The 24788-nt window shown below is 63.2% G+C and carries 20 protein-coding genes; 9 read left to right on the top strand and 11 right to left on the bottom strand.

What is annotated here, in order from left to right:
* Window positions 1-5 precede the first annotated feature (5 nt).
* Window positions 6-980, bottom strand: a complete 975-nt coding sequence (locus JC607_RS03880; protein ID WP_198835640.1) for a sugar-binding transcriptional regulator — start codon at window positions 978-980, stop codon at window positions 6-8.
* Between the two features lie 114 nt (window positions 981-1094).
* Here JC607_RS03880 and JC607_RS03875 point away from each other — a divergent pair, with 114 nt between their 5' ends.
* Window positions 1095-3164, top strand: coding sequence for a bifunctional aldolase/short-chain dehydrogenase (locus JC607_RS03875; RefSeq protein ID WP_198835639.1), 2070 nt, complete (start codon window positions 1095-1097; stop codon window positions 3162-3164).
* 21 nt (window positions 3165-3185) lie between these two features.
* On the opposite strand, the gene JC607_RS03870 is transcribed toward JC607_RS03875, so the two are convergent.
* From JC607_RS03870 to JC607_RS03850, 5 genes are all read right to left on the bottom strand, one after another.
* The gene (locus tag JC607_RS03870; RefSeq protein ID WP_198835638.1) at window positions 3186-4052 is read right to left on the bottom strand and encodes an ABC transporter permease; all 867 of its coding nucleotides are present in this window, start codon (window positions 4050-4052) and stop codon (window positions 3186-3188) included.
* A gap of 4 nt (window positions 4053-4056) precedes the next feature.
* A complete protein-coding gene (locus tag JC607_RS03865) occupies window positions 4057-4926 on the bottom strand; it encodes an ABC transporter permease (protein ID WP_198835637.1) in 870 nt (289 codons plus the stop codon).
* A gap of 3 nt (window positions 4927-4929) precedes the next feature.
* Window positions 4930-6006: an ABC transporter ATP-binding protein gene (locus tag JC607_RS03860; RefSeq protein WP_198835636.1), complete on the bottom strand. Its 1077-nt coding sequence runs from the start codon at window positions 6004-6006 to the stop codon at window positions 4930-4932.
* Between the two features lie 73 nt (window positions 6007-6079).
* Window positions 6080-7168, bottom strand: a complete 1089-nt coding sequence (locus JC607_RS03855; RefSeq protein ID WP_198835635.1) for an extracellular solute-binding protein — start codon at window positions 7166-7168, stop codon at window positions 6080-6082.
* Window positions 7169-7312: 144 nt separating this feature from the next.
* On the bottom strand, window positions 7313-8431 hold the full coding sequence (locus JC607_RS03850) for a mandelate racemase/muconate lactonizing enzyme family protein (RefSeq protein WP_198835634.1): 1119 nt from the start codon (window positions 8429-8431) through the stop codon (window positions 7313-7315).
* A gap of 148 nt (window positions 8432-8579) precedes the next feature.
* Between JC607_RS03850 and JC607_RS03845 the strand changes: the two genes are divergently transcribed.
* Window positions 8580-10091, top strand: coding sequence for a PLP-dependent aminotransferase family protein (locus JC607_RS03845; RefSeq protein WP_233092614.1), 1512 nt, complete (start codon window positions 8580-8582; stop codon window positions 10089-10091).
* On the opposite strand, the gene JC607_RS03840 is transcribed toward JC607_RS03845, so the two are convergent.
* From JC607_RS03840 to fdnG, 5 genes are all read right to left on the bottom strand, one after another.
* Entirely contained in the window at window positions 10088-11701 is a 1614-nt protein-coding gene (locus tag JC607_RS03840; protein WP_198835632.1) for a GMC family oxidoreductase, read from the bottom strand. The genes JC607_RS03845 and JC607_RS03840 overlap by 4 nt on opposite strands.
* A 117-nt stretch (window positions 11702-11818) precedes the next feature.
* Window positions 11819-12661 (bottom strand): formate dehydrogenase accessory protein FdhE, encoded by an 843-nt coding sequence (gene fdhE, locus JC607_RS03835; protein ID WP_198835631.1) that lies wholly within the window; start codon window positions 12659-12661, stop codon window positions 11819-11821.
* Window positions 12658-13299: a formate dehydrogenase subunit gamma gene (locus JC607_RS03830; protein ID WP_198835630.1), complete on the bottom strand. Its 642-nt coding sequence runs from the start codon at window positions 13297-13299 to the stop codon at window positions 12658-12660. Before JC607_RS03830 ends, fdhE begins: the two co-directional genes overlap by 4 nt.
* A gap of 10 nt (window positions 13300-13309) precedes the next feature.
* A complete protein-coding gene (fdxH, locus tag JC607_RS03825) occupies window positions 13310-14251 on the bottom strand; it encodes a formate dehydrogenase subunit beta (protein ID WP_198835629.1) in 942 nt (313 codons plus the stop codon).
* Entirely contained in the window at window positions 14248-17340 is a 3093-nt protein-coding gene (fdnG, locus tag JC607_RS03820; RefSeq protein WP_198835628.1) for a formate dehydrogenase-N subunit alpha, read from the bottom strand. Before fdnG ends, fdxH begins: the two co-directional genes overlap by 4 nt.
* A gap of 450 nt (window positions 17341-17790) precedes the next feature.
* Here fdnG and JC607_RS03815 point away from each other — a divergent pair, with 450 nt between their 5' ends.
* From JC607_RS03815 to JC607_RS25310, 7 genes are all read left to right on the top strand, one after another.
* Window positions 17791-18663: a LysR family transcriptional regulator gene (locus JC607_RS03815; protein ID WP_198835627.1), complete on the top strand. Its 873-nt coding sequence runs from the start codon at window positions 17791-17793 to the stop codon at window positions 18661-18663.
* 91 nt (window positions 18664-18754) lie between these two features.
* Entirely contained in the window at window positions 18755-19960 is a 1206-nt protein-coding gene (locus JC607_RS03810; protein ID WP_370584745.1) for a sigma-54-dependent transcriptional regulator, read from the top strand.
* 1 nt (window position 19961) lies between these two features.
* Entirely contained in the window at window positions 19962-21938 is a 1977-nt protein-coding gene (locus JC607_RS03805; protein WP_198835625.1) for an ATP-binding protein, read from the top strand.
* A 44-nt stretch (window positions 21939-21982) separates the two neighbouring features.
* A complete protein-coding gene (locus JC607_RS03800; RefSeq protein WP_198835624.1) occupies window positions 21983-23044 on the top strand; it encodes a phosphatase domain-containing protein in 1062 nt (353 codons plus the stop codon).
* 555 nt (window positions 23045-23599) lie between these two features.
* On the top strand, window positions 23600-23785 hold the full coding sequence (locus JC607_RS03795) for a helix-turn-helix domain-containing protein (RefSeq protein ID WP_198835623.1): 186 nt from the start codon (window positions 23600-23602) through the stop codon (window positions 23783-23785).
* 1 nt (window position 23786) lies between these two features.
* Window positions 23787-24467 carry a hypothetical protein gene (locus JC607_RS03790; RefSeq protein ID WP_198835622.1) on the top strand — a complete coding sequence of 227 codons (681 nt, stop codon included), beginning with the start codon at window positions 23787-23789 and terminating at the stop codon, window positions 24465-24467.
* Window positions 24468-24588: 121 nt separating this feature from the next.
* A partial coding sequence (locus tag JC607_RS25310; protein ID WP_233092613.1) for a hypothetical protein occupies window positions 24589-24788 on the top strand: 200 nt, incomplete at its 3' end.

Genomic DNA, 24788 nt, shown 5'->3' with positions numbered 1-24788 from the left:
CGGGATTACAGATCCTGCGCCAGCAAAGCCTCGGCCACGGTAAGGCCGGTGACGAGATGGGTGGCATAGCCGCCCCTGATCGCCGCCATCGTCGCCGCGACCTTGTCATGGCCCGGCGTCACCAGAATGCCCATTTCAAGCCCGGTCAGGCGTTCAAGCGGGATCCCGATCATACGGTCTTCCATCGGGCCCGGGATCGCGCGGCCCTGCGCATCGACAAACCGGCCGCAGATCACCCCCACCGCGCCATTGCGGATGTAATGCGCCAGATCCTCCATCGTGGCGAGGCCGCTCGACACGATATGGCTGTCCTCGCTGGCCGTCCCGACCGAGAACAAAAGCTTGTTCAGCTTTTCGATCTCATCGAGCTGCACCCGCAGGATCGGCTCGGCCCGGAGCGCGCGGGCGAGATCCGCGCTGGACAGGATCGCGGGCGCGTGCAGGTTGAGGCAGCGCGCCCCCAGCCTTTGCGCCAGCCGCGTCGAACAGGCCTCGGCGGTGAAGCCGTAGGGCGTCGCCATCGAACCGACCAGCTGCAATACGGTCATCTCTTCGGTGCGGGTGATCTCCAGCGCCTCTGCAAGATCATAGACGGTGCGCCCCCAGGCCACACCCAGATTGTCCCCCGGCGCCAGCAGATCCGGCAGCCAGAGTGCCGCCCCCTTCACCACCCGGCGAAAGGCGTCCTCGACGCTGGCGCCCTCATCGGGCACCACATAGGCCGCTTTCAGCCCGAAGCGGCGGCAGAGATCCGAGGCCAGCCGATGCGTGGTGAAAGCAGGCGCCGCCAGCGTGATGCGGATCAGTTCACGCTCGCGCGCCTCCTGCAGGTAATTCACCACCGTCGCGCGGGAAATCCCCAGCGTCTCGGCAATATCCTTCTGGTTCAGCCCCTCGTGATAATAGAGCCAGGCAACCTCGATCACGGCATTCTCGCCGCTGACCTGGCCGATTGTGCGCCGCCTGGCTGTGCTGTTCACCTCTGGCCTCATTCAACGTTTGACAGGTATATTTGACATTTGTAGACAATGCCGGATGATCGTGCAATTGCCTTTGGACAGGCTGCTATTACGGATCCACCGGGGAGGGTGCAAATGAGAACGAATCTCTGGAATGAGACCGAGGCGCTGGCGTTGCAGGAGGCAGCAGGGTCTGACCCGGCGGCGCGGGAACTCGCACTCAGGGTCTATTCCTCGCGCATCATCGGGCGCGACCCGGATATGGTGATGCATGGCGGCGGCAATACTTCGATGAAGGCTGAGGCCGTCGATGTTTACGGCGATACGGTTGATGTGCTGCATGTGAAGGGCTCGGGCTGGGATCTCGAGACCATCCAGGCCGCGGGTCTGCCCGCCGTGCGCATGGCGCCGCTGGCGCGGCTGCGGGGCCTGACTGCGCTGTCGGATGAAGCGATGGTCGATGTGCAGCGCGCCAATCTGATGGACAGCACCGGCCCCAACCCCTCGGTCGAAACGCTGCTCCATGCCTGGATCCCGCATAAATATGTCGATCACACCCATGCAACCGCCTTCCTGACGCTGGCAAACCTTCCCGAAGTCGCGGGTGCCACGCGCGAGATCTTCGGCGACCGGCTGACGCTTCTGCCTTATATCATGCCGGGCTTTGCTTTGGCGAAAGCCGCGGCGGATGCCTATGACAGCAATCCCGAAGCCGAAGGGCTTTTGCTGATCAATCATGGCCATTTCACCTGGGGGCCGGGGGCGAGAGCTTCTTACGACCGGCTGATCTCGCATACGAATGAGGTCGAGGCCTGGCTCGCGCAGCGCCGCCCCGGCCCGGTCTATCCGGGCGCCGCTTTGCCGCCGCAGGAACTGGCGCAGACGCTGGCCTCCCTGCGCGGCGCGCTGGCCTCTTGCCTGCCCGAGGCGACGGGCCTGCCGGTCCTCGACCTGCGCGCCGATGATGCGATCCGCGCCTTTACGCTGCGCGACGACCTTGCCGCGCTTGCGAAACGCGGTGTGGCGACCCCGGATCATGTGATCCGCACCAAGGGCCATCCGCTGGTGATCACCCGTGAGATCCTCGCCGGCGGGCCCGATGCCCTGCGCCAGGCGGTGACCGATTTCGCCGCCGATTATGCCGCCTGTTTCGACCGCCAGGCGCCCCAGGCCGCGACGCCGAAGACCATGCTCTCGCCAATGCCCGGCCTTGCCTGGATCGAGGGCGAAGGCGTGGTCGGTATCGGTGCCACTGCCGCAGCGGCGCGGATTGCCGGCGATATCGGCAGCCAGACCACCCGCGTGATGACCGATGGCGAGCGGCTTGGTGGGTTCTTCCCGATTGGCGAGCGCGATCTCTTTGAAATGGAATACTGGTCGCTGGAACAGGCCAAGCTGGGCAAGGGCAAGCCGCCGCGCTTTCAGGGCAAGGTCGTGCTGGTCACCGGCGGCGCGGGGGCGATTGGCCTTGCCACCGCGCGGGCTTTCGCGGCGGAAGGTGCTGCGATCTTCCTTGTTGACCGCGACGAGGCGCAGCTTGACGGCGCGCTGAAGGCGCTTGGCCGCGATCATGGTGGCATCGCTTGCGACATCACCGCCAAAGGCGCGGCAGAGATCGCGGTTGAGGCCTGTGTGGCGCGCTTTGGCGGGCTGGATATCCTCGTGTCCAATGCAGGTGCCGCGATCAATGGCGAGATCGCGACCCTGGCAGATGACACGCTGCGGCAAAGTTTCGAGCTGAATTTCTTTGCGCATCAGGCCTTTGCCCAGGCCGCCGTCGCGGTGTTCCGCGCCCAGACCGCCGCGCGCGGCACCCGCGGCGCGGGCGATGCCGGGCAGATCCTGATCAATGTCTCGAAACAGGCGGTGAACCCGGGCAAAAACTTCGGCGCTTACGGCCTGCCCAAGGCCACCACCTTCTTCCTTTTGCGCCAGCTCGCGCTGGAACTGGGGGCCGAGGGCATCCGCGTGAATGGCATCAATGCCGACCGCATCCGCTCGGGCCTTCTCACCAGCGAGATGATCGCGGCGCGGTCCGCCGCGCGGGGGCTGGATGAGGCAAGTTATATGGCCGGCAACCTGCTGGGCCGCGAGGTCGAGGCGGGCCATGTAGCCCAGGCCTTCACCGCGCTGGCCGCATCGGCCCGCACCACCGCGCATGTCATGACGGTGGATGGCGGCAATATCGAAGCGGCGCTCCGCTGACGCAAAAGCACGCGGCGGGGCCTAGCCCTCGCCGCGCCGCGGACGCTGCGCGAAAACACTGGCCAGCGCCAAAAGCCCCGATCCGACCATCAGGAACACCGAAACCGCATTCAGCACCGGCGTCGAGCCGACTTTGACCATGCGGTCATACATGGTGATGGTCAGCGGCGCGTCCGATCCGACCAGCATCAGCGTTGTGTTGAAATTCTCGAAGGACACGAGGAAGGCCACCACAAAGCCGGAAAACAGCGCCGGGGTAAGGTATGGCAGTGTCACCGTCGCCAGCACCCTGACACGCGAGGCGCCAAGGTTCAGCGCCGCCTCTTCCAGCGCGATGTCGAATTTGCGCAGCCGGGCCGAGATCACCAGGGTCGTGATCGTCACGAGGAAGGACAGCTGGCCAAGGATCACCAGCAATACGCCCGGGCGCAGGAAATCCCACTCCCACCAGAAGGCATCGCTGACGCCATTGGCGATCATGCTGGAAAACACCAGGATCGAGATCCCGAGGATCACGCCCGGGATCACCAGCGGCACGATCATCAGCACATAAAGCGCGCTTTTGAACCGGAAGCTCTTCCGCTCGAACAAAAACGCATTGCAGGCGCCGATCACGACCGCGAGGGCAGAGACGATCAGCCCGATCCAGAGCGAATTGATCAGCCCCGCCATCAGACGGCGATCATGGAACAGACCGATCACCGGCTCTTCACGGCCGAAAAACCAGTCGAGCGTGAACCCCTTCCACGGCAAAGCCGGGAATTGCGAGTCGTTGAAGGCAAAGATCGCGGCGGCGACCAGCGGCGCCGCGAGGTAGAAGAAAAACGCCAGCATATAGCCGATATACAGGCCACGCATCAGACCGGAGCGGGGGGCGGCAACGTTCATCTGCTCACTCCTTCGCCACGGTCGAGGCAAGGTTCTGCCCGGTCAGCCGCAACCCGAGCCAGACCACGCCTGAGGTGAAGACCAGCAAAAGCACACCGAAGGTCGCGCCGGATTCCCAGTTATAGCGGGTGACGAATTGCTCGTAGATCTGTTCGGTGAACCACATCGAATTTTTGCCGCCCAGAAGGATCGGCGTCAGATAGCTGCCCGCCGCCAGCATGAAGGTGATGATGCAGCCCGCCACGATCCCCGGCATGGCATAGGGAATGACGATGCGGCGAAACACGGTCAACCGGCTGCCGCCGAGATTGTAGCCGGCCTCCAGGAGCGCATTGTCCATCCCGTCCAGCGTCGAGACCAGCGGCACGATCATGAACAGCACGACCGTATAGACCATGCCGATCACGACGGTGATGTCATTGTACAATAGCTCGACCGGGCCAGAACTCAGCCCCGCCCATTGCAGCGCGCCCGAGATGATCCCGGTCTCGCGCAGCAGCAGGATCCAGCCAAAGGCGCGGACCAGATCTGACACCCAGAGCGGGATCAGGCACATGAGGAACAAGGCCGCGCGCGAGCGCTGCCGCGCGATTTTCGCGATATACCAGGCGACCGGAAAGCCGATGAACAGCGCAAGGATCGTGACCAGCACCGAGATCCAGGCGGTGCGCAACAGCGTGTTCCAGTAGATCGGCTCGCGGAAGAAATCGAGGTAATTGCCAAAGCCGAACGCATATTCGCGCGGCCCGAGTTTCTCGCGCAGGCTAAGCCAGCCGACACCGATCTGCGGCAGGATGACCAAAAGGATGATCCACAGCGCAAAGGGCGTGAACAACAGGATCAGCGTCAACCGGCTGGCGTCAGAGCTTTTCATCCCTCACCCCGCCTCTGGCGCCGGGAAGGCCAGCGCATGGGTTGGGCGGAAACTGGCGGTCACGCTGTCCCCGCGCGCGACCGGGGTGGTGGCATCCATCACGCCCTGGGCAATCTCGATCAGACGCTCGCCACTGCGCAACAGGATCCGCGAATTGGCGCCATTGAACAAAAGGCTGTCGACGGTGCCGGAGACTTGGTTCGCCCCTTCGATCGGGGCAAGAGACAGGGTTTCCGGGCGGATAAACACCTCGGCGCGGCAGCCGGCGGCCAGGGTCGCCCCCTGGCGGGCGATGATCTCTGGCCCCTGGTCCAGCGCGATCCGCGCCTCGTCGCCATTTACCCCGGTCACCCGGCCAGCCCAGCGATTGGTATCGCCGACAAAGCCCGCCACAAAGCCCGAGCCGGGCTGATTATACAATTCCTTCGGCGTGCCGATCTGCTCGAACCGCCCGGCATTCATCACCGCGACAGTGTCGGACATCACCAGCGCTTCGGACTGATCATGGGTGATATAGAGGAAGGTCGTGTTGAACTGATGCTGCAGCAGCTTCAGCTCGATCTTCATCTGCTCGCGCAGCTTCAGATCCAGCGCACCAAGCGGCTCATCCAGCAAGAGGACATCCGGCTCCAGCACCATGCAACGCGCGATGGCGATGCGCTGCTTTTGCCCGCCCGAAAGCTGCGCGACCTGCTTTTCCGCAACCCCCGGCAGCCCGATCCGCGCCAGCACATCCTCGACCTTGCGCGCGATCTCAGAGCGGCTCTCGCCCCGGCACTTCAGGCCGTAAGCGATGTTCTCACCGACATTCATCATCGGAAACAGCGCCAGGTGCTGGAACACCATTTTGACCGAACGCCTGTTCGGCGGCACGTCGAGCACCGATTTGCCCTTGATGCGGATATCGCCGGAATCCGGCGTCTCGAACCCCGCGATCATCCGCATCAGCGTGGTCTTACCACAGCCCGACGGCCCGAGGATCGAAAAGAAAGACCCGCGCGGCACGGTGAAAGAGACATCGTTCACCGCCCTGTGGCGACCAAAAACCCTGGTCAGGTTCACACATTCCAGATCATGCATAGGGGGCTCGTGACAGGTAAATGGCGGCGGGGACAGGCGGGGATACGCCTGTCCCGGTGTCATAAGGGGGCGCTCAGTTCCCCGAAGCGGCTTTGATACGCTCCAGCACCTTGCCTTCGATATCTTCCAGCCCCGGAGGGATATTGGCGAAGAACTTCATATTCGCGATGGCCGCATCGTCAAAGGCCAGCTTGACCGCAGCCTTCTTCGCCTCGGGGAGGAGCTCGATCCCGCCCTCGACCGCAGCAATCGCGCCGGTCGAATCCGACATGATGGTCACAATCTCCGGGCGCATCACGAAATTGATCCACTTATAGGCGGCGTCATCGGCGCGGCCCTTGGCCGGGATCACAAAAGTGTCGATCCAGGTCAGCGCGCCCGAAGCCGGCGGCACATAGACCAGGTTCTGGTTCTCGCCATAAAGTTTGAACGCGGTGGAATCCCAGGATTCAGACGCCACAACCTCGCCCGACAGCAGAAGCGTCGAGAGATCGTCGCCGCCATTCCAATAGGTCTTGATCACCGATTTACAGGCGATCATCTTATCGGCCACCTTGTCGAGCATCTCGCTATAGGCCGCCGTGTCATTATACAGCGCGAAAGGATCATAGCCGAGCGAGAAGCCCATCCCCAGAAGGATCGTCCGGCGCAGGCGCATCGAGGTCTTGCCCTTATGTTCCTCTTTGCACAGATCGGACCAGTCCTTCACATCCGCCGCTTTGGTCACATCGACCACAAGGCCGGACGTACCCCATTGATGCGGCACCGCATAGACGGCGCCGTCGATGGTGGTATTGGCCTTGACGGCCTCCAGCAGATTGGCCTGCATCTTGCCGGTCTCGATCTGCGTCAGATCCAGCGGCTTGTAGATCTCGAACTCGCTTTGCGCCGCAAAGATGCGGTCATGGCTGGGCTGCGCAAGATCGAAGCCCGCGCCACCGGTCGCGCGCAATTTGGCAACCATTTCCTCATTGTTGGAAAGCGTCACCTCGACTTTGATATCGGGATATTCCTTTTCAAACAGCGCGATCACATTGTCAGGCGCATAGCCGCCCCAGGTCAGGAGACGCAGCGTCTCGGCCTGGGCTGCGCCGATGCAAAGGGCGGTGGCGCAGGCAGTCGCGGCAAGCAGCCGCGCAATCAGGGTTGTCCTGGCAGTCATTGTTCACTCCCTATGTTGATCCGGCAGGGCATCTGTGGCCCCGCTCGTGTTTTATAAGCTCTGACTATGTGGCGCGGCGTGACAGCGGCTAAGGTCCACTTTCGATGAAACATGAGACCGCTTTCGCCAGCCCGCGCCGCAGGCTCAGAGATCCGAGATATCTGACATCTGCCAGGCCGATTTCGCCAGCCATTCCGGGGCGATCTCCACCCCCCAGCCGGACCGGTCGCTGACGGTGACCTGACCGCCCTCAACCCGGTAGGGATCTTCGGTGTAAAGCCCATATTGCCAGGGGTAGTAATCCGGCCCCTCGATCGAGAATTCGAGATATTTCCCCGCGCCTTCGATGGCGCGCAGAAGATGCATGGTGAACAGCGTCACCAAGCCCTGATTGGCGGCATGAGGCGTGACCGGCAGGCCCGCCGCACGGGCCATTTCGCAGACCCTGAGCGTGCGGCTGATGCCGCCCAGATAAAGAATATCGGGCTGTACGATATCGACCACGCGGTCGGTGATCATCTGCCGCCAGACCGGCATCTCGCAATCCTGCTCGCCGCCGGTCACCGCGATGGGTTTGCCGGCCAGCGCGCGGGTGACTTCGGCGGTCTGGTCCAGTTCCCAGTAAAGGCAGGGCTCCTCGAAATGCTCGATCCCGTTGTCCAGAAGGATATCCGCAACCTCGATGGCGCGCTTCGGCGAAAAGCCGGAATTGGCATCGACCAGCAGTGCTGCATCTGGCCCGAGCGCCTTCCGGATGGCCGGGATGATTTCCTCGGTCCGGCCCGGCCATTCATCGATGTCATGGCCATATTCGGCGGCAATGCGGAACTTGAACGCGTCAAAACCGAATTCGCCCTGAAGACGGCGGAACCGCTCGGCCTCCTGCGAGGGCGTGATGTCGCGTTTCATCGACGAGGCGTAGCAGCGCAAAGGCCCCGGGCTGCCGCCGATCAGGGCACAGACCGGCAGACCGGCCTGCTTGCCGCGCAGATCCCAGAGCGCGGTGTCAAACCCGCCAATGGCGCGCTTCAGATACGAGCCGGGGAATTTATGCTCGCGCTCGAACACCTTGTCGGTCAGCGCATCCAGATCGTCAAACTCCACCCCCAGCACCCAGGGCGCCACCTGGCGGTGCAGCACCTGGGCGGTGATGTCGGAATGATAGGTCGAGACCTGGCCCCAGCCGGTGGCGCCGCTGGCATCGGTGATCCGGACAAAACCGATATAGCGCGACGAAAAGGTCTCGATACGGGTGATCTTCACGGGGACGGTCCTCTCTTAAGGCTGGCCTCTTGCCGCGGGCCTCTCTGTCGCGACAAGATTGCCCCGGGCCAGGTGCGTCGGATAAGGTCCACTTTCGAAATTGTCGGAAGCCGGTTGCCGCCGGTCGACCGTGGGAAGGGGCAAGGATTTGGTCAAACGCTCATCTGGAGAGTTGCTCTTCGGTCTGCGCATCGACCGCAGCCTGCAGGCCTCGATCACCTTGCAGGTCTGTGCGGCTTTGCGTGGGCTGATCCTTGCGGGTGATCTGTCGCCGGGACGGCGCCTGCCGTCAAGCCGCAGCCTCGCCCAGGATCTCGATATTTCGCGCACGACGGCTGTGGCAGTCTATGACCGGCTTTTGTCCGAAGGGCTGATCGAGGCGCGGACCGGATCGGGGTCCTACGTTTCGGCCCAGGCCGGGGCGGGGCTGCCGCAGGGGATCATCGGCGTCGAGCCGCCGCCGGAGGCCCGCACGGCCCGGCTCTCGACCGCCATCGACACTGCGTCGCAGCGCTTTCACCAGCGCCTGCCGCATCCGCGTCAGCCCCGCGCCTTTGTCACTGGCCTCCCCGATTTCGACAGTTTCCCGCTGGCGATCTGGGCACGCCTTACCGCCAGCCACTGGAGATCGTCGCGCAACCACATCCTTGGCTATGCCGAACCCGAGGGCGATCCCGATCTGCGCCGCGCCATTGCCGATCACCTGCGCGCCAATCGCGGCATCGCCTGCGAGGCGGAACAGATTTTCATCACGGCAGGCGCCCAGCAGGCCTTTGACGTGATCGGCCGCGTGCTGCTGAACCCCGGCGATCCGGTCTGGTTCGAGAACCCCGGCGCCATTGGCGCCCGCAACAGCCTGATCGCCTGCGGGGCTGACATGATCCCGGTTCCGGTCGATGACGAGGGGCTGGATGTGGCCGCCGGCCTTGCCCGCGCGCCTGCGTTCCGGCTGGCCTTTGTCACGCCCTCGCATCAGCATCCGACCGGGGCCGAGATGAGCCTTGCGCGGCGCGCGGCGCTGTTGCGCGCCGCCTATGACTGCGATGGCTGGATCATTGAAGATGATTACGACGGCGAGTTTCGCTATGACGGGCGACCGCTCCCGACGCTGAAAAGCGCGGATCGTGCGGATCGGGTGATCTATGTCGGCACCTTTTCCAAAAACCTGTTTCCGGCGCTGCGGCTGGGCTTTTACATCGCACCGCCGCCGCTGGTCGATGTGTTCTCGCATGTCTCGCGCGCCTTCCTGCAAGGCGTCTCGCCTGACAGCCAGGCGGTGCTGGCCCGTTTTATCGCCGAGGGCCATTTCGCCACCCATCTGCGCCGGATGCGCGAAATCTATGCCGCGCGCCACCTGGCCTTTGCCGAGGCTGCGGCGAGCCGGCTTGACGGGCTGATGGAATTGCGCGCCTCGCCCGCCGCGGGGTTTCACCGAATCGGCACGTTCCGACATCCCGCATTGTCCGAGCCCGCCGTGGTCAGCGCCTGTGAGGCGGCGGGGCTTGTCGTCTCGGGCCTTGACCGCTTTCGCTTTGGCCCTGACCCCTGCCCCGCCGGGCTGGTGCTGGGGGTGACGGCGGTGCCGCCCCGCACGATCCAGCGCGGGGTCGGGGTGCTTGCCTCGGTGCTCGAAGCGCAGATCGCCGCAGAGACCGGTTAACGCTCCGCGAGGATCATCGCTGCGGCGCGGTCGGCCAGCATGATCACCGGCGCGTTGATATTGCCGGAGGTGACATTCGGAAAGGCCGAGGCATCCACCACCCGCAGCCCTTCGATCCCGTAAAGCCGCAGCTTCGGGTCGACTGCATTGGTCCCGTCATCCGGTCCCATCCGGCAGGTGCCGCAGGCATGGAACACGCTGCCGGCGCGGGCGCGGATATCGGCGATCAGCGCCTCTTCATCCCTGATATCCGGGCCAGGCTGCATCTCTGCCTCGATATAGCGGGCGATCTCGGGGCGTTCCGCAATGCGCCGGATCAGCCGCACCCCGTCCAGCATCTGCGCCATATCGCCCGGTGCAGACAGGTAATCCGGCTCGATCACAGGCGGCGCATTCGGGTCGATTGATGCCAGGCTTATCCGACCCCGGCTTTCGGGCCGGCAGGGCTGGACGCCGATGAAAAACCCCGGAAACGGGTCCGGCAGCGTCAGTCTCCGCTTGCCCGGCGTTGGCTTTGAGTAGCTGACCGGCGAGAAATAAAGCTGCTGATCGACCCGGTCGAGCCCGGGGCGCGAGCGCACGAAGCCACCCGCCTGGTTGACCGAAATCGCCAGCGGGCCATCGCGCAACAGCAGGTATCGCAGCCCCAGCATCGCGCGCCCGAGCCAGGGTCTGAGCTGCGTGTTCAGCGTCGGCACTTTCGAGCGGAAGAGATAGTCGATCCCCAGATGGTCCTGAAGATTGGCGCCAATGGCCGGCAGATCGCGGATCACGCCCACATCCCGGCTTTGCAACAGCGCGCCCGGCCCGAGGCCGGACCGTTGCAGGATCACCGGCGACAGCACCGCACCCGCAGACAGGATCACCTCGGCCCGCGCCGTGGCGGTCATGACCTGGCCATCCCGCGCATATTCAACACCCGTAACCCGCCCCTCCGAGATCGTCAGACGGTTCACGAGCGCCCCGGTCTCGACCCTGAGATTGGCGCGCCGCATCGCCGGATGCAGGAAGGCGGTGGCCGCAGAAGACCGCAGGCCCTTTGCCGCGCTGATCTGGTAGATCGAGACACCTTCCTGCGTCGCGCCATTGTAATCCGGGGTCTCGCTGAACCCTGCGCTTTTCGCTGCCGCCAGCCAGTCACGGCTGAGCGGATGCACCGAAGCGCCCATTTCCCCGACCTTCACCCCGCCCGAACCACCGCGCCAGGCATCCTCGCCGCCCTCCCAGGTTTCGATCGCGCGAAAATGCGGCAGCACATCGTCCCAGCCCCAGCCGGGATTGCCATGCGCCTGCCAGTCGTCGAAATCGCTGTGCTGACCACGCACCCAGACCATCGCATTGATCGAGGAAGACCCGCCCAGCACCTTGCCGCGCGGCCAGTAGGATTGCCGCCCGGCCAGCGCCGCTTGCGGGCCGGTCCAGAAACACCAGTTCACCTTCGGATTGTAAAAGCTGTGGCCATAGCCGGCCGGCATCCGGATCATGAACCGCCGGTCACTGCCGCCGGCCTCCAGCACCAGCACAGTGAACCTGCCCGAGGCGCTCAGCCGTTCCGCCAGAACCGAGCCGGCCGATCCCGCCCCGATGATGATATAGTCAAACGCAGCCATGATCCCACCGCTCTGATCCCGGTCAGAGGCTTATCTCCTGCCGCGCGGTTCAGGAAAAGCCATTGCGGCGAAATGACCGGACCATTCCGGATCTTGCGGCCCGGCGCCGCGCGCGCCTCAGCCCGGAAGCGCGAAAGGGTTGAACCCGGTGCGGCCAAAGCCTTCAGACACTGCTGCATCATCCAGCACCAGGCTGGCCAGATCATCGGCCACGGTCTCGACATCCGGATCACGCTCGGCGCTGATCACCTTGAGATAGCCGCCGCAGTCATTGCAGGCCTCGGCCCGGATCGCCGCCTCGGGCGTGTCGAAACTGAGGTAATCCAGCTGACCGGCATCACCGCAGCAGGAACATTTCGCCCGCACCATATGCCATTCGCAATCGCAAAGCGCACAATGCAGATAGCGCATCCCCTGGCGTTCGCTGGTATGGATATGGCTTGCCACCGGATGCGACCCACAGACCGGGCAACAGGGCGTTTCCTCATCTGTCTTCGCGGGCAGGTGGGCGGCACGGGCGGCCTGGGCCACCTCAACCGACAAGGCAGCCCAGATGAACGGCGCCAGCGCCGGATCAACCGCGTCGAAACGGCTTTCGGCCAAGGCCAGAGCGGCTGTGATCTTGTCGGCCTCGGGCAGCGCGGCCAGCCGGTCAAGATGCGGACGGACGCCTTCGGGAACGCGCCCGCCAAGCTGCGCGATCATCGTTTCAAGCCCCGGCAGCCAGCGGCCCGATGCCGCGATACGGGCGGCATCAACCGGCTCTGTTCCGGCATAATCGGCCCGGATCGCGGCGTGCTGCGCGAACGTAATCTCAGCCGCAAGACTGAGGAAGGCCGAAAGCTCATGCCCCTCGGCCAGTTGCCGCAGCCGCGCCGCACGGGCGGTATAAAGCGCGCCGAGATCCTCGCGCAGGATCGGGTCGAAATGGCGTGCCTCGGGGATGGGGTGGATGCTCAATGGTCGGCCTTCCCGGAGTCAACTTCTTCGGCCCAGCGGTCATGATGCTGCGCCGCCCAGCGTTTCGAGACATAGCCCGTCACCATGCCGGTGATCGAGCCCCTGACCCAGATTGCAAGGTAGATATGACCGAGGATCAAGAGGATCAGTCCGATCCCGGCCACAGAATGCGCGAGGATGGCAAGGCGCAGCACCTGGATCGGGAAATATTCCGCGAACCAGGCGCGCCACATGATCAGACCCGAGATCAGCAGTACCAGGATCGAGGACATGATCAGCCAGAACAGCACCTTCTGCCCGGCATTGTATTTACCGATCCGAAGTTTACGGGAGTGATCCCCCGCCAGCACCGGCACCACATTTTTGAACCAGATCTTGTCGGTCCTGGCCGGCAGGTTGTGATGCATGAACCGTTTGAACATGTAGCAAAGCCCAAGAAACACCGCGATCCCGAAGAACGGGTGCAGTACCCGCGCCATCTGGGGCGAGCCGAGGAAACCCGAGAGCCAGGAAAAGGTCGGGAAGAACCAGGAGATCCCCGAAGTTGCGGCAAAAAAGAAGCACAGAACGATGCTCCAGTGGCAGAGCCGCTCGAGGAATTTCGTGCGCAGGATCTGGTCTTTTTTCGGTTTACCCATGACGCGCCCCTCACTCTGCCGCGTGTTGCGGGAACGGTGTGACGTTGTTCTTCGGCTCTTCCGGCATCTTGCCGTCCGACCCTTCGGGGTGGTCATCATCATCGGTGGTATTGGGGCCGACGCCGATGAAATGCGCCGCCATCGCGCCGACCGCGACCGCACCTGCCACGGCAGCGGCGGGTTTCAGCAGATCCTTCCAGCCCTCGACGATGGGCGAAATTTTCGGATCTTTCGGCAGGCCGGCATAGCGCTCGGGGTCATCGGCATGTTGCAGCACATACATCACATGAGTGCCGCCAACGCCTGCCGGATCGTAAAGGCCCGCATTCTCGTAACCGCGCTCGTTCAGCTCTGCCACGCGGGTCGCGGCGAGGTCTTTCATCTCTTCTTTTGACCCGAACGCAATCGCACCGGTCGGGCAGGTTTTGGCACAGGCCGGGGCCTGGCCAACCGCCAGACGATCCGAGCATAACGTGCATTTATAGGCCTTGTGATCGGTCTTCGAGATGCGCGGCACGTTGAAGGGGCAACCCGCGACACAATAGCCGCAGCCGACGCAGAGGTCGCTTTGGAAATCAACCACGCCATTGGCATATTGCACAATCGCGCCGGGGATCGGGCAGGCTTTCAGGCAGCCCGGATCCTCGCAATGCATGCAGCCATCCTTGCGGATCAGCCATTCGAATTTGTCATTCTCGTCAACATGTTCGGTGAACCGCATCAGCGTCCAGGTCTCGGGATGCAGATCGGCGGGGTTGTCATAGACGCCCACGTTATTCTCAACGGGCCCGCGCAGATCGTTCCATTCGTTACACGCGACCTGGCAGGCCTTGCAGCCGATACAGATCGAGACATCGATCAGTTTGGCGACCTCCATCTGGTGGTCCCGGATCTGGGGTGCCGGGGTCAGATCGGAAGTCGCCGAGCGGCGGACGATATTTTGCGAGTTCATGCCAGTTCCCCCACCGCTTTTTCGACATTGACAAGGAAGGCCTTGAATTCAGGCGTTTGCGAGTTCGCATCGCCCACGCCAGGCGCCAGCGTATTGGCGAGATAGCCCTTGCGCGTCGCGCCCTCGAAGCCCCAGTGACAGGGGATGCCGATTTGTTCGACCTCCTGGCCCGCGACATTCAGCGTGCGCATCCGTTTCGTCACCACGGCCTTGGCGGTGATATAGCCGCGTTTGGTCGTTACCTTGACGGTATCGCCATGTTTGATGCCCTTCTCGAGCGCCAGCTTTTCACCCATTTCGATGAATTGCTCGGGTTGTAGCATGGCGTTCAGATGGCTGTGCTTCGTCCAGTGGCGGAACAGCTCCGTCACCGAATAGGTCGTGGCCACATAGGGGTAGTCATTCCGGTTTCCCATCCGCTCGCGGTCATTCTGGAAGATCCGCGCGGTCGGGTTATGGGTCACGACCTCATGCAGTGGGTTCTTCGCGATCGGGCTTTCGACCGGCTCGTAATGTTCGGGGAAGGGGCCATCGTTCATGCCCTTTTCGGAAAACAGCCGGCCCACGCCTTCGGGCAGCATGATGAACGGCATAGCCGGGCCGCCGGGCGGGATCGTCGCCGGGAAGTCGGGAATATCCGCGCCAACCCATTTCTCACCATTCCAGTGCAGAATGGCGCGGTCGGGGTCCCAGGGATTGCCGTCTTTATCCATGCTGGCGCGGTTGTAGAGGATACGCCGGTTCGCGGGCCAGGCCCAGGACCAGCCAGGCGTGTTTCCAAGACCTGTATCGGTATTGTCCCGATTGGCCATCTGGTTGCCCTTTTCCGTCCAGGACCCGGCAAAGACCCAGCAAAAGCTTTGTGTGGTGCCGTCATCGCGCAGCTGGCCAAAGTTATCCAGCAGCTGGCCCTTGCGCAGGATCTGGACGCCGTTCTCGTCGAAAACGTCTTCCAGCGCATAGCCATTGGCCTCTTTCGCCATTTCCTCAGGATGCGGGAAATAGGGGTCGTGATAGGTCTCATGATCCCAGGTCATGTGCAGAACCTGTTCGGGGCAGGCGCCGCCTTCGGTCTCGTAAAGCCGCCGCAGCTCCATCATGATGCCGCCAAGGATCGCCGGGTCATGGCGCGCCTCGCCCGGAGGCTCCTGCCCGGCAAAATGCCATTGCAGCCAGCGGCCCGAGTTCACAATCGCGCCGTCTTCTTCCGCGAAACAGTTCGAGGGCAGGCGGAAAACCTCGGTCATGATTTCCTCGGTGGGGACATCATTGAACCGGCCTTCATTCCTCCAGAAGTTCGAGGTCTCGGTCGCCAGCGGGTCGATGATCACCAGAAACTTGAGGTTCGCCAGTGCCTTGGAGGTCTTGTTCTTATCCGGCATCGCCGCCAGCGGGTTGAAGCCCTGCGCGATATAGCCGTTGACCTGACCGTTATACATCATGTCGAAATAGGCCAGCATGTCATAGCTGCGATCCCATTTCGGCAGGAGATCAAAGGCGAAGTCGTTCTCTTTGGTGGCGTGGTGGCCGTATTGGTTCTTCAGATAAGAGATGAAGAATTTCGGCGTGTGTTTCCAGTAATTGACCTGGCCGGGCGTGACATCCTTCGGCGTCGTCTCGTCGAGATATTGCGCGAGGCTGGTCTGTTTATCGGACGGCAGGTTCATATAGCCCGGCACACGCAGGGACAGCAGACCCAGATCGGTATAGCCCTGGATATTCGAATGCCCGCGCAGCGCGTTCACGCCGCCGCCGGCCATGCCGATATTCCCCAGCAAAAGCTGGATCATCGCCGCACCCCGGATGATCTGCGCGCCGCCGGTATGGTGGGTCCAGCCAAGCGCGTAGAGCCAGGTCATGGTCTTGTTCTTCGCAGAACAGGACCCGATCACCTCGGCGATCTGCAGGAAATCGGCTTTTTTGACGCCGGTGATTTCCTCAACCATCTCGGGCGTGTAGCGGTCGACATGGGCTTTCAGCAGCTGCAGGACCGACCGTGGATGCGTCATCGTCTCATCACGCAAAGCCAGCCCGTCCTCACCGCGCGCATAGGTCCAGGAGGTCTTGTCGTAGCTGTTGGTCTCGGCATTGAAGCCCGAGAACACGCCCTCATCAAAGGCGAAATCATCGCGCACGATCAGCGCGGCATTGGTGTAATCGCGCACATAGTCATGCTGGATCTGATCGGTATCGAGCAGATAGCGCACCATCCCCATCAGGAAGGCCGCATCAGATCCGGCGCGAATGGGCGAGAAAATATCCGCGACCGAGGCCGTCCGGTTGAACCGCGGATCAACCACGATCACCTTTGCCTTGTTCTTGATCTTAGCCTCGATCACCCATTTGAAGCCGACGGGATGCGCCTCGGCCGGGTTGCCGCCCATCACGATCACCACATTGGCGTTCTTGATGTCGACCCAGTGATTGGTCATCGCGCCGCGCCCGAACGAGGGCGCCAGCGCAGACACCGTCGGCGCATGGCAAAGCCGCGCCTGGCAGTCGATCCCCAGCATCCCCAGAGCGCGGGAGAATTTGTAATCCAAGACGCCCGTCTCGTTCGATGCCGCAGACGAGGCCAGCATCCCCGAGGAAAGCCAGCGGTTCACCAGCTGCCCCTGTTCGTTATGCGAGATGAAATTCGCGTCACGATCGTCTTTCAACAGCCGCGCGATGCGTTTGGTCGCATCCTCCCAGCTGATCTTCACCCACTCGGTTGCCCCGGGCGCGCGATATTCGGGATGCGTCAGCCGGCCCTTGGAATGGATCATATCCAGAAGCCCCGCGCCTTTCGGACAAAGCGACCCGCGCGAGACCGGGTGATCCGGGTCACCCTCGATATGGAAGATGCGTGGTTTGGCGTTTTTTGACCCGTCGCCAAGACTGTACATCAGAATGCCGCAACCGACCGAGCAATAGGTGCAGTTGTTGCGGGTCTCTTTCGCGCGCAAAAGCTTGAACGGCCGCACCCCTGCCGAGACCTGTGCCTCGGCAGTTGAAAGCCCCATCGCCTGAGCCGAAAGTGCCGCTGCTCCGGCGCCGAGGATTTTCAGAAAACCGCGACGCCCGATCTTTGTCCTGGCACCATCCATGGCAACCGCTCCTGCCCTTGACTGACTGGGATTGTGTGCGATGGCACACCGTTACCCTGTCGCAGTAGCTGCCGGCTCCGGCAGCGGGCAAGACAGAAGATGCACGATCCGGGGCAGGGCCGCGACATGGTGCAGCATCCGCAGGCAGAAAAAATTCCGAGGCAATTACATGGCTTTACCAAACCCCCGTCCCGCAATGGATTTATTTTGTGATTTAGAATAATTATGATGCAGTAAGCATTGTTAATCATGAAACTGTGATATGATGATATCATCCGCCGCAGGAGGCAGCCTGTCCGAATGGCCCAGACAGACAAAGGGACGGCGCTGTGTGATTTGCCGTTTTGGCTGTGATTCGTCAGCTTCGTTATATATATGAAAACATATCGTTCCCGGGTATACCAGCCCCGCCACCCTTTCGCGCCCCGCACCTGAACCCCGGACAATGCCATGCTGATCCGCCATCTCGACTTCTTCGTGACCCTTGCCGAAGAAGAGCATTTCGGACGCGCGGCGGAACTCTGCGGTGTCAGCCAGCCTGCCTTGTCTCTGGCGATCCGCAAGCTCGAGGATGATCTGGGGATGCCCCTGATCCTGCGCGGCCAGCGCTTTCAGGGCCTGACCGCCGAAGGCGAGAAAGTGCTGATCTGGGGGCGCCAGATCCTCTCGGATTATGGCAATCTGCGCGCCGATCTGTCGGGGCGCCGCAAAGGCGGGCTGACAGGGGTGCTGCGGCTGGGGGTCTCGGCCTCGGCGATGCCGATGATGGCGCAGTTCTGTGAGTATTTCGAGGCCCGCAACCCGCTGGCGCGCATCCAGATTTCGCTCGCGGATGGCGCGGGAATCGAGGCCGGCCTGACTGACTTCTCGCTGGATGGCGGCTTTGGCTGGCTGCCCGCGCGCCGGGCAAAATCCGACCAGGCGCATCACCTGCCGCTTTGGCAGATGCGGCTGTATTTTGCCTGCCGCAAGGACCACCCCTTTGCTGCGGGCGGCCCGGTCAGCCTGGCCGATGTGGCGACGCAGCCGCTTTGCCTGACCGCTGATCTGCCGCTCCTGCGCCCGGCGCTGAAACCTGCGATCCTTTGTTCCGGGCTGGATGGGGTTCTGGCGCATCTGCGTTCGGGCGCCTGGTGCAGCCTGGTGCCCGACAGCCTGACGGCGCTGCTGGCGGAGCAGGACGAGATCCGGCTCCTCCCCGTCAGCGACCAGGGCGAAAGCCATGGTCTTGGCGCGCTTTTGATCCGGCGCGAACCACAGGCCCCGATGGTGCGCGCCTTTGAAGAGGCGCTGAGCGGGTTTTCCGGCCAGATGGCGGCCTGAATCCCGGCTGCTCCGCCCCTGATCCCAACCTTGTTCCGGCCCGGTCAAAATGCCAGACACGGGAAGAGCCCGTCCCCGAGGAGACCGCCGCGTGACCCTTTCCGACCGCCCCCTGACACGCCCCGCCAACGCGCCCGGCTTTGCGGCAAAGCTGGCGCGCGTTTCGGTTCTGGTGGTGGATGATGAGCCGGGGATGCGCAATTTCATGGCGCGGATCCTTGGGCCGCAATGCCGGCGGATCGAGCTGGCGGCCTCGGTCCAGGAGGCGCAGGAATGGCTCGCGGTCGAGCCCTTCGATGTGGTCGTGCTGGACAATATCCTCGGCAATGATCGCGGCCTTGACTGGCTGGTGACGCAGCGCGCGCGCGGCATCGTGCCGCCGGTGATCCTGATTTCCGCCTTTGCCGATCTGGAAATCGCGATCGAGGCGATGCAGGCCGGCGTGGTTGATCTGATCCTGAAGCCGTTCCGGTCGAACCAGTTGCTGACGGCGGTGGCGCGCTCGGCCGAACAGGCGCGGCTGATGGGCGAGAACCAGATCCTGAAACACGAGCTGCGGCGCGGGTCGGAAATGACGCCCGGCCCTGTCGCGCTGACCGGCACCTCGCCCGCGATCACCGCCATTCGCGAGACCATTGCACGGGTGGCGCCGCTGCCGTCTTCGGTCTTGCTGACCGGCCCCTCGGGCAGTGGCAAAGAGGTCGCGGCGCGGCTGATCCATGCGATGTCGGACCGACGCGATGCGCCCTTCGTGCCCGTCAACAGCGCGACCCTGAATGAGGACCATGCCGAAGCCGATCTCTTCGGCGAAGTTGGCGGCGAGCGGCGCGGGTTCTTCCTCCATGCCCAGGGCGGCACATTGTTTCTGGATGAAATCTCAGAGCTGCCGCTCTCGATCCAGGCCCGGCTGTTGCGCGTGCTGGAGGATCGCCGCATTCGCCCGGTCGGCGCCGAACGCGAGTTGCCGGTCGATATCCGCCTGATTTCCGCGACCAATGCCGATCCGGCGATGCTGGTCGCGACCGGGCGGCTGCGCGAAGATCTCTGGCACCGCATCAATATCCTCCAGCTTCCGATGCCGCCGCTGGCCGCGCGCGGGCGCGATGTAATCGACCTTGCCGCGCATTTCATGGAAACGCTGTCGGGACGGCTGGGGAGGCCGCCGGTCGCGATCACATCCGGGGTCGAAGCCGCCCTGATGGCGCGGCCCTGGCCCGGCAATGTGCGCGAGCTGAGAAACCTGGTGGAGCGGGCGCTGATCCTCGGGGCCTTCCCGCCCGATCTGCTGGGGCAGTGACATGGCGCGGCGCGGCGGCTGGCCTTCGGTGCGCGGACGGCTGCTGATCATCGCGCTCCTGCCGATGCTGGTTCTGACCCCGATCCTGCTGGGCATCACCATGCAGCGCTGGCTGATGCGCACCGACCAGATCCTCGCCGCACGGGTCACCAGTGACCTGACCGTCGGGCGGCAATATCTCGACCATCTCACCGCCAATACCGCGCGCGACGTGGCGGCGATTGCCCGCTCGGCTGCATATCGCGATGCCTCCCCGGCTGAGATGCCGGCCTTTCTGGAAGAGGCGCGAAAGAGTGCCGGGCTGGATTTCCTGATGCTGACCGGCACGAACCTGCCAGGCGGAGTTCCGTCGCAGCCACAGGGCGGGCTGGCCGTTTTCACCCCCACCGAGCTGGAAGAGCTGACCCCCGGGCTTGCCGCCCGCGCCGAGGTGCCGCTGATTCCAACCGAAGGCAGCAGCCCCACTGATGCGACCAGCGAGGATCGCGGGCTCGTGGTTCTGGCCACCGATCAGGTGATCCTGCCTGAAGGCGTGAATGGTCGCCTCGTCGGCGGTCTCCTTCTGAACCGGAACGAGGATTTCATCGACCGGATTTCGGCGCTGGTCTACCCGGCCAGCGATCCGGCGCTGTCCGGGCAGATCGGCGCAGAGCTGGATCCGGGTCTTGACCTGGGCGTCATCACCCTGTTCCTCGGCGATACCCGCATCTCGACCACGCTGCGCCCCACAGGGACTGAACGCGCCATCGGCACCCGCGCTTCGGCGGCAGTCTCGGCCCAGGTGCTGGGCGTGGGGCAGTCCTGGCATGACACCGCCTTTGTGGTGAATGGCTGGTATATCTCGGCCTATGAGGCATTGACGGATGTGCAGGGAAACCGGGTCGGAATGCTTTACGCCGGCATCCCGAAAGTGCCTTACACAAAGGCCCGGCAGGTGACGCTTGTGATGATCGGCGCGGCATTCCTGCTGGTCGGCGGGTTTTTCGTGCCGCTCGCGCTCAGCTGGGCGCGCGGCATTTTCCGCCCGCTTGCCGCGATGCGGGACACGATCGCGCTGGTCGAGGCCGGCGATATGGGGGCACGCACCGGTCCGGTTCCGGGGGCTGCCGAAATCGCCCTGGTCTCGACCCATCTGGATGCGCTGCTCGCGCTGCTGTCGACCCGCGACCAGGAACTGCGCGGCCTGAATGCTGATCTGAATGCCCGGGTAGAAGAACGCACCCAGGATCTGACCCGCGCCAATCAGGCGCTCCGGGCCACCAGCCGTCAGCTGATCCTTGCAGAAAAACTCGCCACTATCGGCGAGGTGACCGCCGGGGTCGCGCATGAGATCAACAACCCGCTGGCGGTGATTTCCGGCAATCTGGAAGTCATTCGCATGGTGCTGGCGGAACGCGCTTCTGATGTCGCGCCGGAACTGCGGCTGATCGACGAACAGATCCGGCGCATCAATGCCCTCGTGGCGCAGCTGTTGCAATTCGCCCGGCCCGAGGAATTCACCGATGGTCCGCTCAGCACCGACCCCGCCGCCGCGATCCGGGGGCTGAAACCGCTGATCCGCCATTTGCTGGCGCGGTCCGGCGTGGTGCTGGTGGAAGAGATCCACGCAACGCGCCTGATCCGCATGAACCCGCATGAGCTGCAGCAGGTGCTGATCAACCTTGTCTCGAATGCGGTCCAGGCGATGCCTCAGGGCGGGCAGATCACCTTGCGGCTGGAAGACGGGGCGGAGAACGGGCGCGACGGCGTGGTGATCCTGCTGAGCGATAACGGGCCAGGCATGGATCCTGCAATCCTTGCGCGCGCCTTTGACCCCTTCTTCACCACGCGCGGGCGTGAGGGCGGCACCGGCCTCGGCCTGCCGATCTGCCTGAACCTCGTGACCCGCCAGGACGGCAGCCTGACCGCAGACAGCATCCCTTGTGGGGGCACCCGTTTCCGCATCTTCCTGCCGATGGCAGATGACAGCCCGGATTGACCGCCGCCGGCCCGGCGTCGATCATGGCCACTGGCGGAGGGCGGATGATGTTGACACGGCGTGGAATACTGGCGGGGGTCGGGCTTGCGGCATTGCCGGAGCGGCTGCTTGCACGCGGGCTGAAAGCCGATGAAACGGTGCTCTTCCTGCCCGGCTATGCGCGCGCGCTGCTGCCGGGCGTCATCGAGGTCAATATCGAGGCCTGGGTGTTCGAGTTCGAACGCCGCCCCGGTGCGCGGCGCGCCTTCACCATGGCGCTCGGCATCGACATGGAAGCCGCAGGCCCCGAGGCAAGCGCAATCTTCGCGGAGCGCAGCCGCTGGTTCCTGACCGATTCCGAGCGCGGCAAGGAACTGCTGATCCGCTTCGACGGGCTGGATGCGCCGGAAAACCTCCTCCCCGCCACGGATCGCGGTGGTCGGGTCTCGGCGCGGCTCAGGATCCCTGCGCCGGGCGATCACAGCCTGATCCGCTTTCACACCAGCCGTGACGGTGCGGAGGAACGTTTCGAGGGTATCGCCCATCTGGTCCCCGCCGAGGGGCTTTCGATCATCTCGGATATCGACGACACGATCAAAATCAGCAATGTCGCCGATACACATGCGCTGTTGCGCGACAGCCTGATGGCGCCGTTCAGACCCGCCCCCGGCATGGCCGCCTTCTACCGCCGCCTCGCGCGGAAGACGGGCGCGTCTTTCCACTACCTGTCATCAAGCCCGATCCAGCTGGCCCCGGCGCTGAGCGGGTTCCTCCGCGACGAGGGCTTCCCGCCGGGCAGCCTGCATCTGCGCGAAAGCACCGCCTGGAACCGGCTTTTGCCCGGCGAGGGCAGCACGGTCCGCCATAAGGGCGCAATATTGCAGCAGATCCTGACCGATTTCCCCGCCCGCCGTTTTCTGCTGATCGGCGACAGCGGCGAGCAGGATCCCGAGATATACGCCGAAGCCGCCCGCAGCCATCCCGGTCGCGACATCACCATTCTGATCCGCGAAGTGGCAGGCAGCGATCTCAGCCCCACGCGGCTCGATGCGGCCTTTGCCGGGACCACTGCACGCTGGCACCTGATCCCGGAAAGCGGGCCGGAGGAGGGCTGGTCGCCCCTCTGACCCCAGGCGGTTTACGGCGGCGGAAGATACGCGATTGCAAGGGTCATCCCCGCCTCGCTGACCGAATGACCAGGGCCAGGGCCAGGGCCAGGGCTGGGGTAAGGGCCAGCGAAAACCGGCAGCGAAACCTCCATCCCGGCGGAGCGCAGAGGCGTTGCGCGGGCCGCTACAGGCCGTGAACGACGAAATCGACCTATTGGCAGGCTTGGCAGGCGATGCGCCGAAGTCAGCCGAGGGCAATCATCGACACCTATCAACGCCCGACCGGACGGACAAAATGCAACCAAAGGGTGAATTTTCCGACACTCGCATTCTGAATCTTCTTGGCTAAATCCATCTATTTCAAGGACAAATCCGACAGATGGTCACTCCCAAGATTGCGGCAAGCGTTTGCATGGTGAGTTTAGCTGATTCTAGGGGCTGCTTTCCCTATTGAATGCCGCTGAGGATGGCATATCTTTCAACTGCGCCGGAACAATGGAGTGGCGGTTCGTCTGGTCTGACTGGGCAAATCGACAGGGCAAACAAATTGCAACCTGTCCATGAGGCGCAGCCATGCCCGAAAAACTGATGATTACCGAACAAGCCGCACAGTACCTGCAATGCAGCGAAGCCTTCTTTACTCGTGACCGTTGGCAGGCAAAGCAGGCTGGAACCGCGCCGCAGATTCCATTCGTCAAGATTGGGAAGTTTGTTCGCTATCGGCTGTCCGATCTGGAAGCCATTGCGGCGGGCGCATGATATGGCCGATGCAACCGAGACTGGAACGGCGGGGGCATTCCCCCCGCTGGATAACCCGTACAGTTTTGTTTTCGGCTCTGATCTTCGGCGGGGGCAATGTCTGCTGTGCCTCTGCCCTGATCCTGTGTCCGTAAACGCCGTGTCTCTTCTGTCCTATCACTTGATGCTCTTGCGGTCTGCAAAGCCCTTGCAAAGGCTCTGTGAAAAGCCGTGGGGCGATCCCAAGGCTAAGTGGCGGTATGACACCCACGAGAACATAAGCTCCGCCCCGTGTCTGCCCCTAAGCAGCGTAAAGCTGTCAACTAAGTATCTGAAAGATAAGGAAATACTTGATGTGTCTGGGCCGCACTTTCCCAAATATCAGAATACGCGGGCCACGTTCTACCGCCTGAGCGATCAGGCACAGTTCGCGCTCTACGCGCTGACCGAACCCTTCAAGAATCTCTTCAACGGGATGCCGCTCAACGCTGATCCGGCGCCCACAGTCACAACCCGGCAGGGATATCGGATATGGGATGAGGCATCATCACCCTCGGATAAAGCGATACCATCTATCCGAAAAGCCATGACGGACTGGCGCACCCGCACCAGACAGAGCATGTGCATGAAGGTCAGCGGATTGGTGGATGATGCTCTTAATCGGACGCTGGGGCTAACCGTGGCCGATGAAGACGTGGCATGAAGCTGCACTACTCGAACAGGCAGATATCTTGCCGCTCAACAGGGGCCAGATATCTTACTGCTCTAGACGGGTAAGATATCCCACTGCTCTAGAGCGGGCAGATTGAGCTACTCGCCGATGTTTGGACAGCATTCCGGGTGAGTTAAGCTACTGCCTGCACCTGCTGATCGGTTTCGATGGTGTTGAAGCAGACCACGGCGGGCGGTTGACCGCCATGGGCAGTGTGTGGGCTTTGGTGGTTTTAGAAGGTGATCCAGCGCCCGATGCCGGCCTTGGCCTGCGATCCGGTTTCCCAGGCGTGCAGGTAGACACCTTCATACT

Source organism: Paracoccus sp. IB05 (genome assembly GCF_016405985.1).
GTDB lineage: Bacteria > Pseudomonadota > Alphaproteobacteria > Rhodobacterales > Rhodobacteraceae > Pseudogemmobacter.
Note: the sequence above shows the minus strand (reverse complement) of the source record. Positions and strands in the feature narration are given on the sequence as shown.

Bases quoted from the DNA above. Each gene is read 5' to 3' on its own strand.
- JC607_RS03875 (WP_198835639.1), top strand. From the start codon at position 1,095: ATGAGAACGAATCTCTGGAATGAGACCGAGGCGCTGGCGTTGCAGGAG.
- JC607_RS03870 (WP_198835638.1), bottom strand. From the start codon at position 4,052: ATGAACGTTGCCGCCCCCCGCTCCGGTCTGATGCGTGGCCTGTATATC.
- JC607_RS03865 (WP_198835637.1), bottom strand. From the start codon at position 4,926: ATGAAAAGCTCTGACGCCAGCCGGTTGACGCTGATCCTGTTGTTCACG.
- JC607_RS03860 (WP_198835636.1), bottom strand. From the start codon at position 6,006: ATGCATGATCTGGAATGTGTGAACCTGACCAGGGTTTTTGGTCGCCAC.
- JC607_RS03855 (WP_198835635.1), bottom strand. From the start codon at position 7,168: ATGACTGCCAGGACAACCCTGATTGCGCGGCTGCTTGCCGCGACTGCC.
- JC607_RS03840 (WP_198835632.1), bottom strand. From the start codon at position 11,701: ATGGCTGCGTTTGACTATATCATCATCGGGGCGGGATCGGCCGGCTCG.
- JC607_RS03830 (WP_198835630.1), bottom strand. From the start codon at position 13,299: ATGGGTAAACCGAAAAAAGACCAGATCCTGCGCACGAAATTCCTCGAG.
- fdxH (WP_198835629.1), bottom strand. From the start codon at position 14,251: ATGAACTCGCAAAATATCGTCCGCCGCTCGGCGACTTCCGATCTGACC.
- fdnG (WP_198835628.1), bottom strand. From the start codon at position 17,340: ATGGATGGTGCCAGGACAAAGATCGGGCGTCGCGGTTTTCTGAAAATC.
- JC607_RS03815 (WP_198835627.1), top strand. From the start codon at position 17,791: ATGCTGATCCGCCATCTCGACTTCTTCGTGACCCTTGCCGAAGAAGAG.
- JC607_RS03805 (WP_198835625.1), top strand. From the start codon at position 19,962: ATGGCGCGGCGCGGCGGCTGGCCTTCGGTGCGCGGACGGCTGCTGATC.
- JC607_RS03800 (WP_198835624.1), top strand. From the start codon at position 21,983: ATGATGTTGACACGGCGTGGAATACTGGCGGGGGTCGGGCTTGCGGCA.
- JC607_RS03795 (WP_198835623.1), top strand. From the start codon at position 23,600: ATGCCCGAAAAACTGATGATTACCGAACAAGCCGCACAGTACCTGCAA.
- JC607_RS03790 (WP_198835622.1), top strand. From the start codon at position 23,787: ATGGCCGATGCAACCGAGACTGGAACGGCGGGGGCATTCCCCCCGCTG.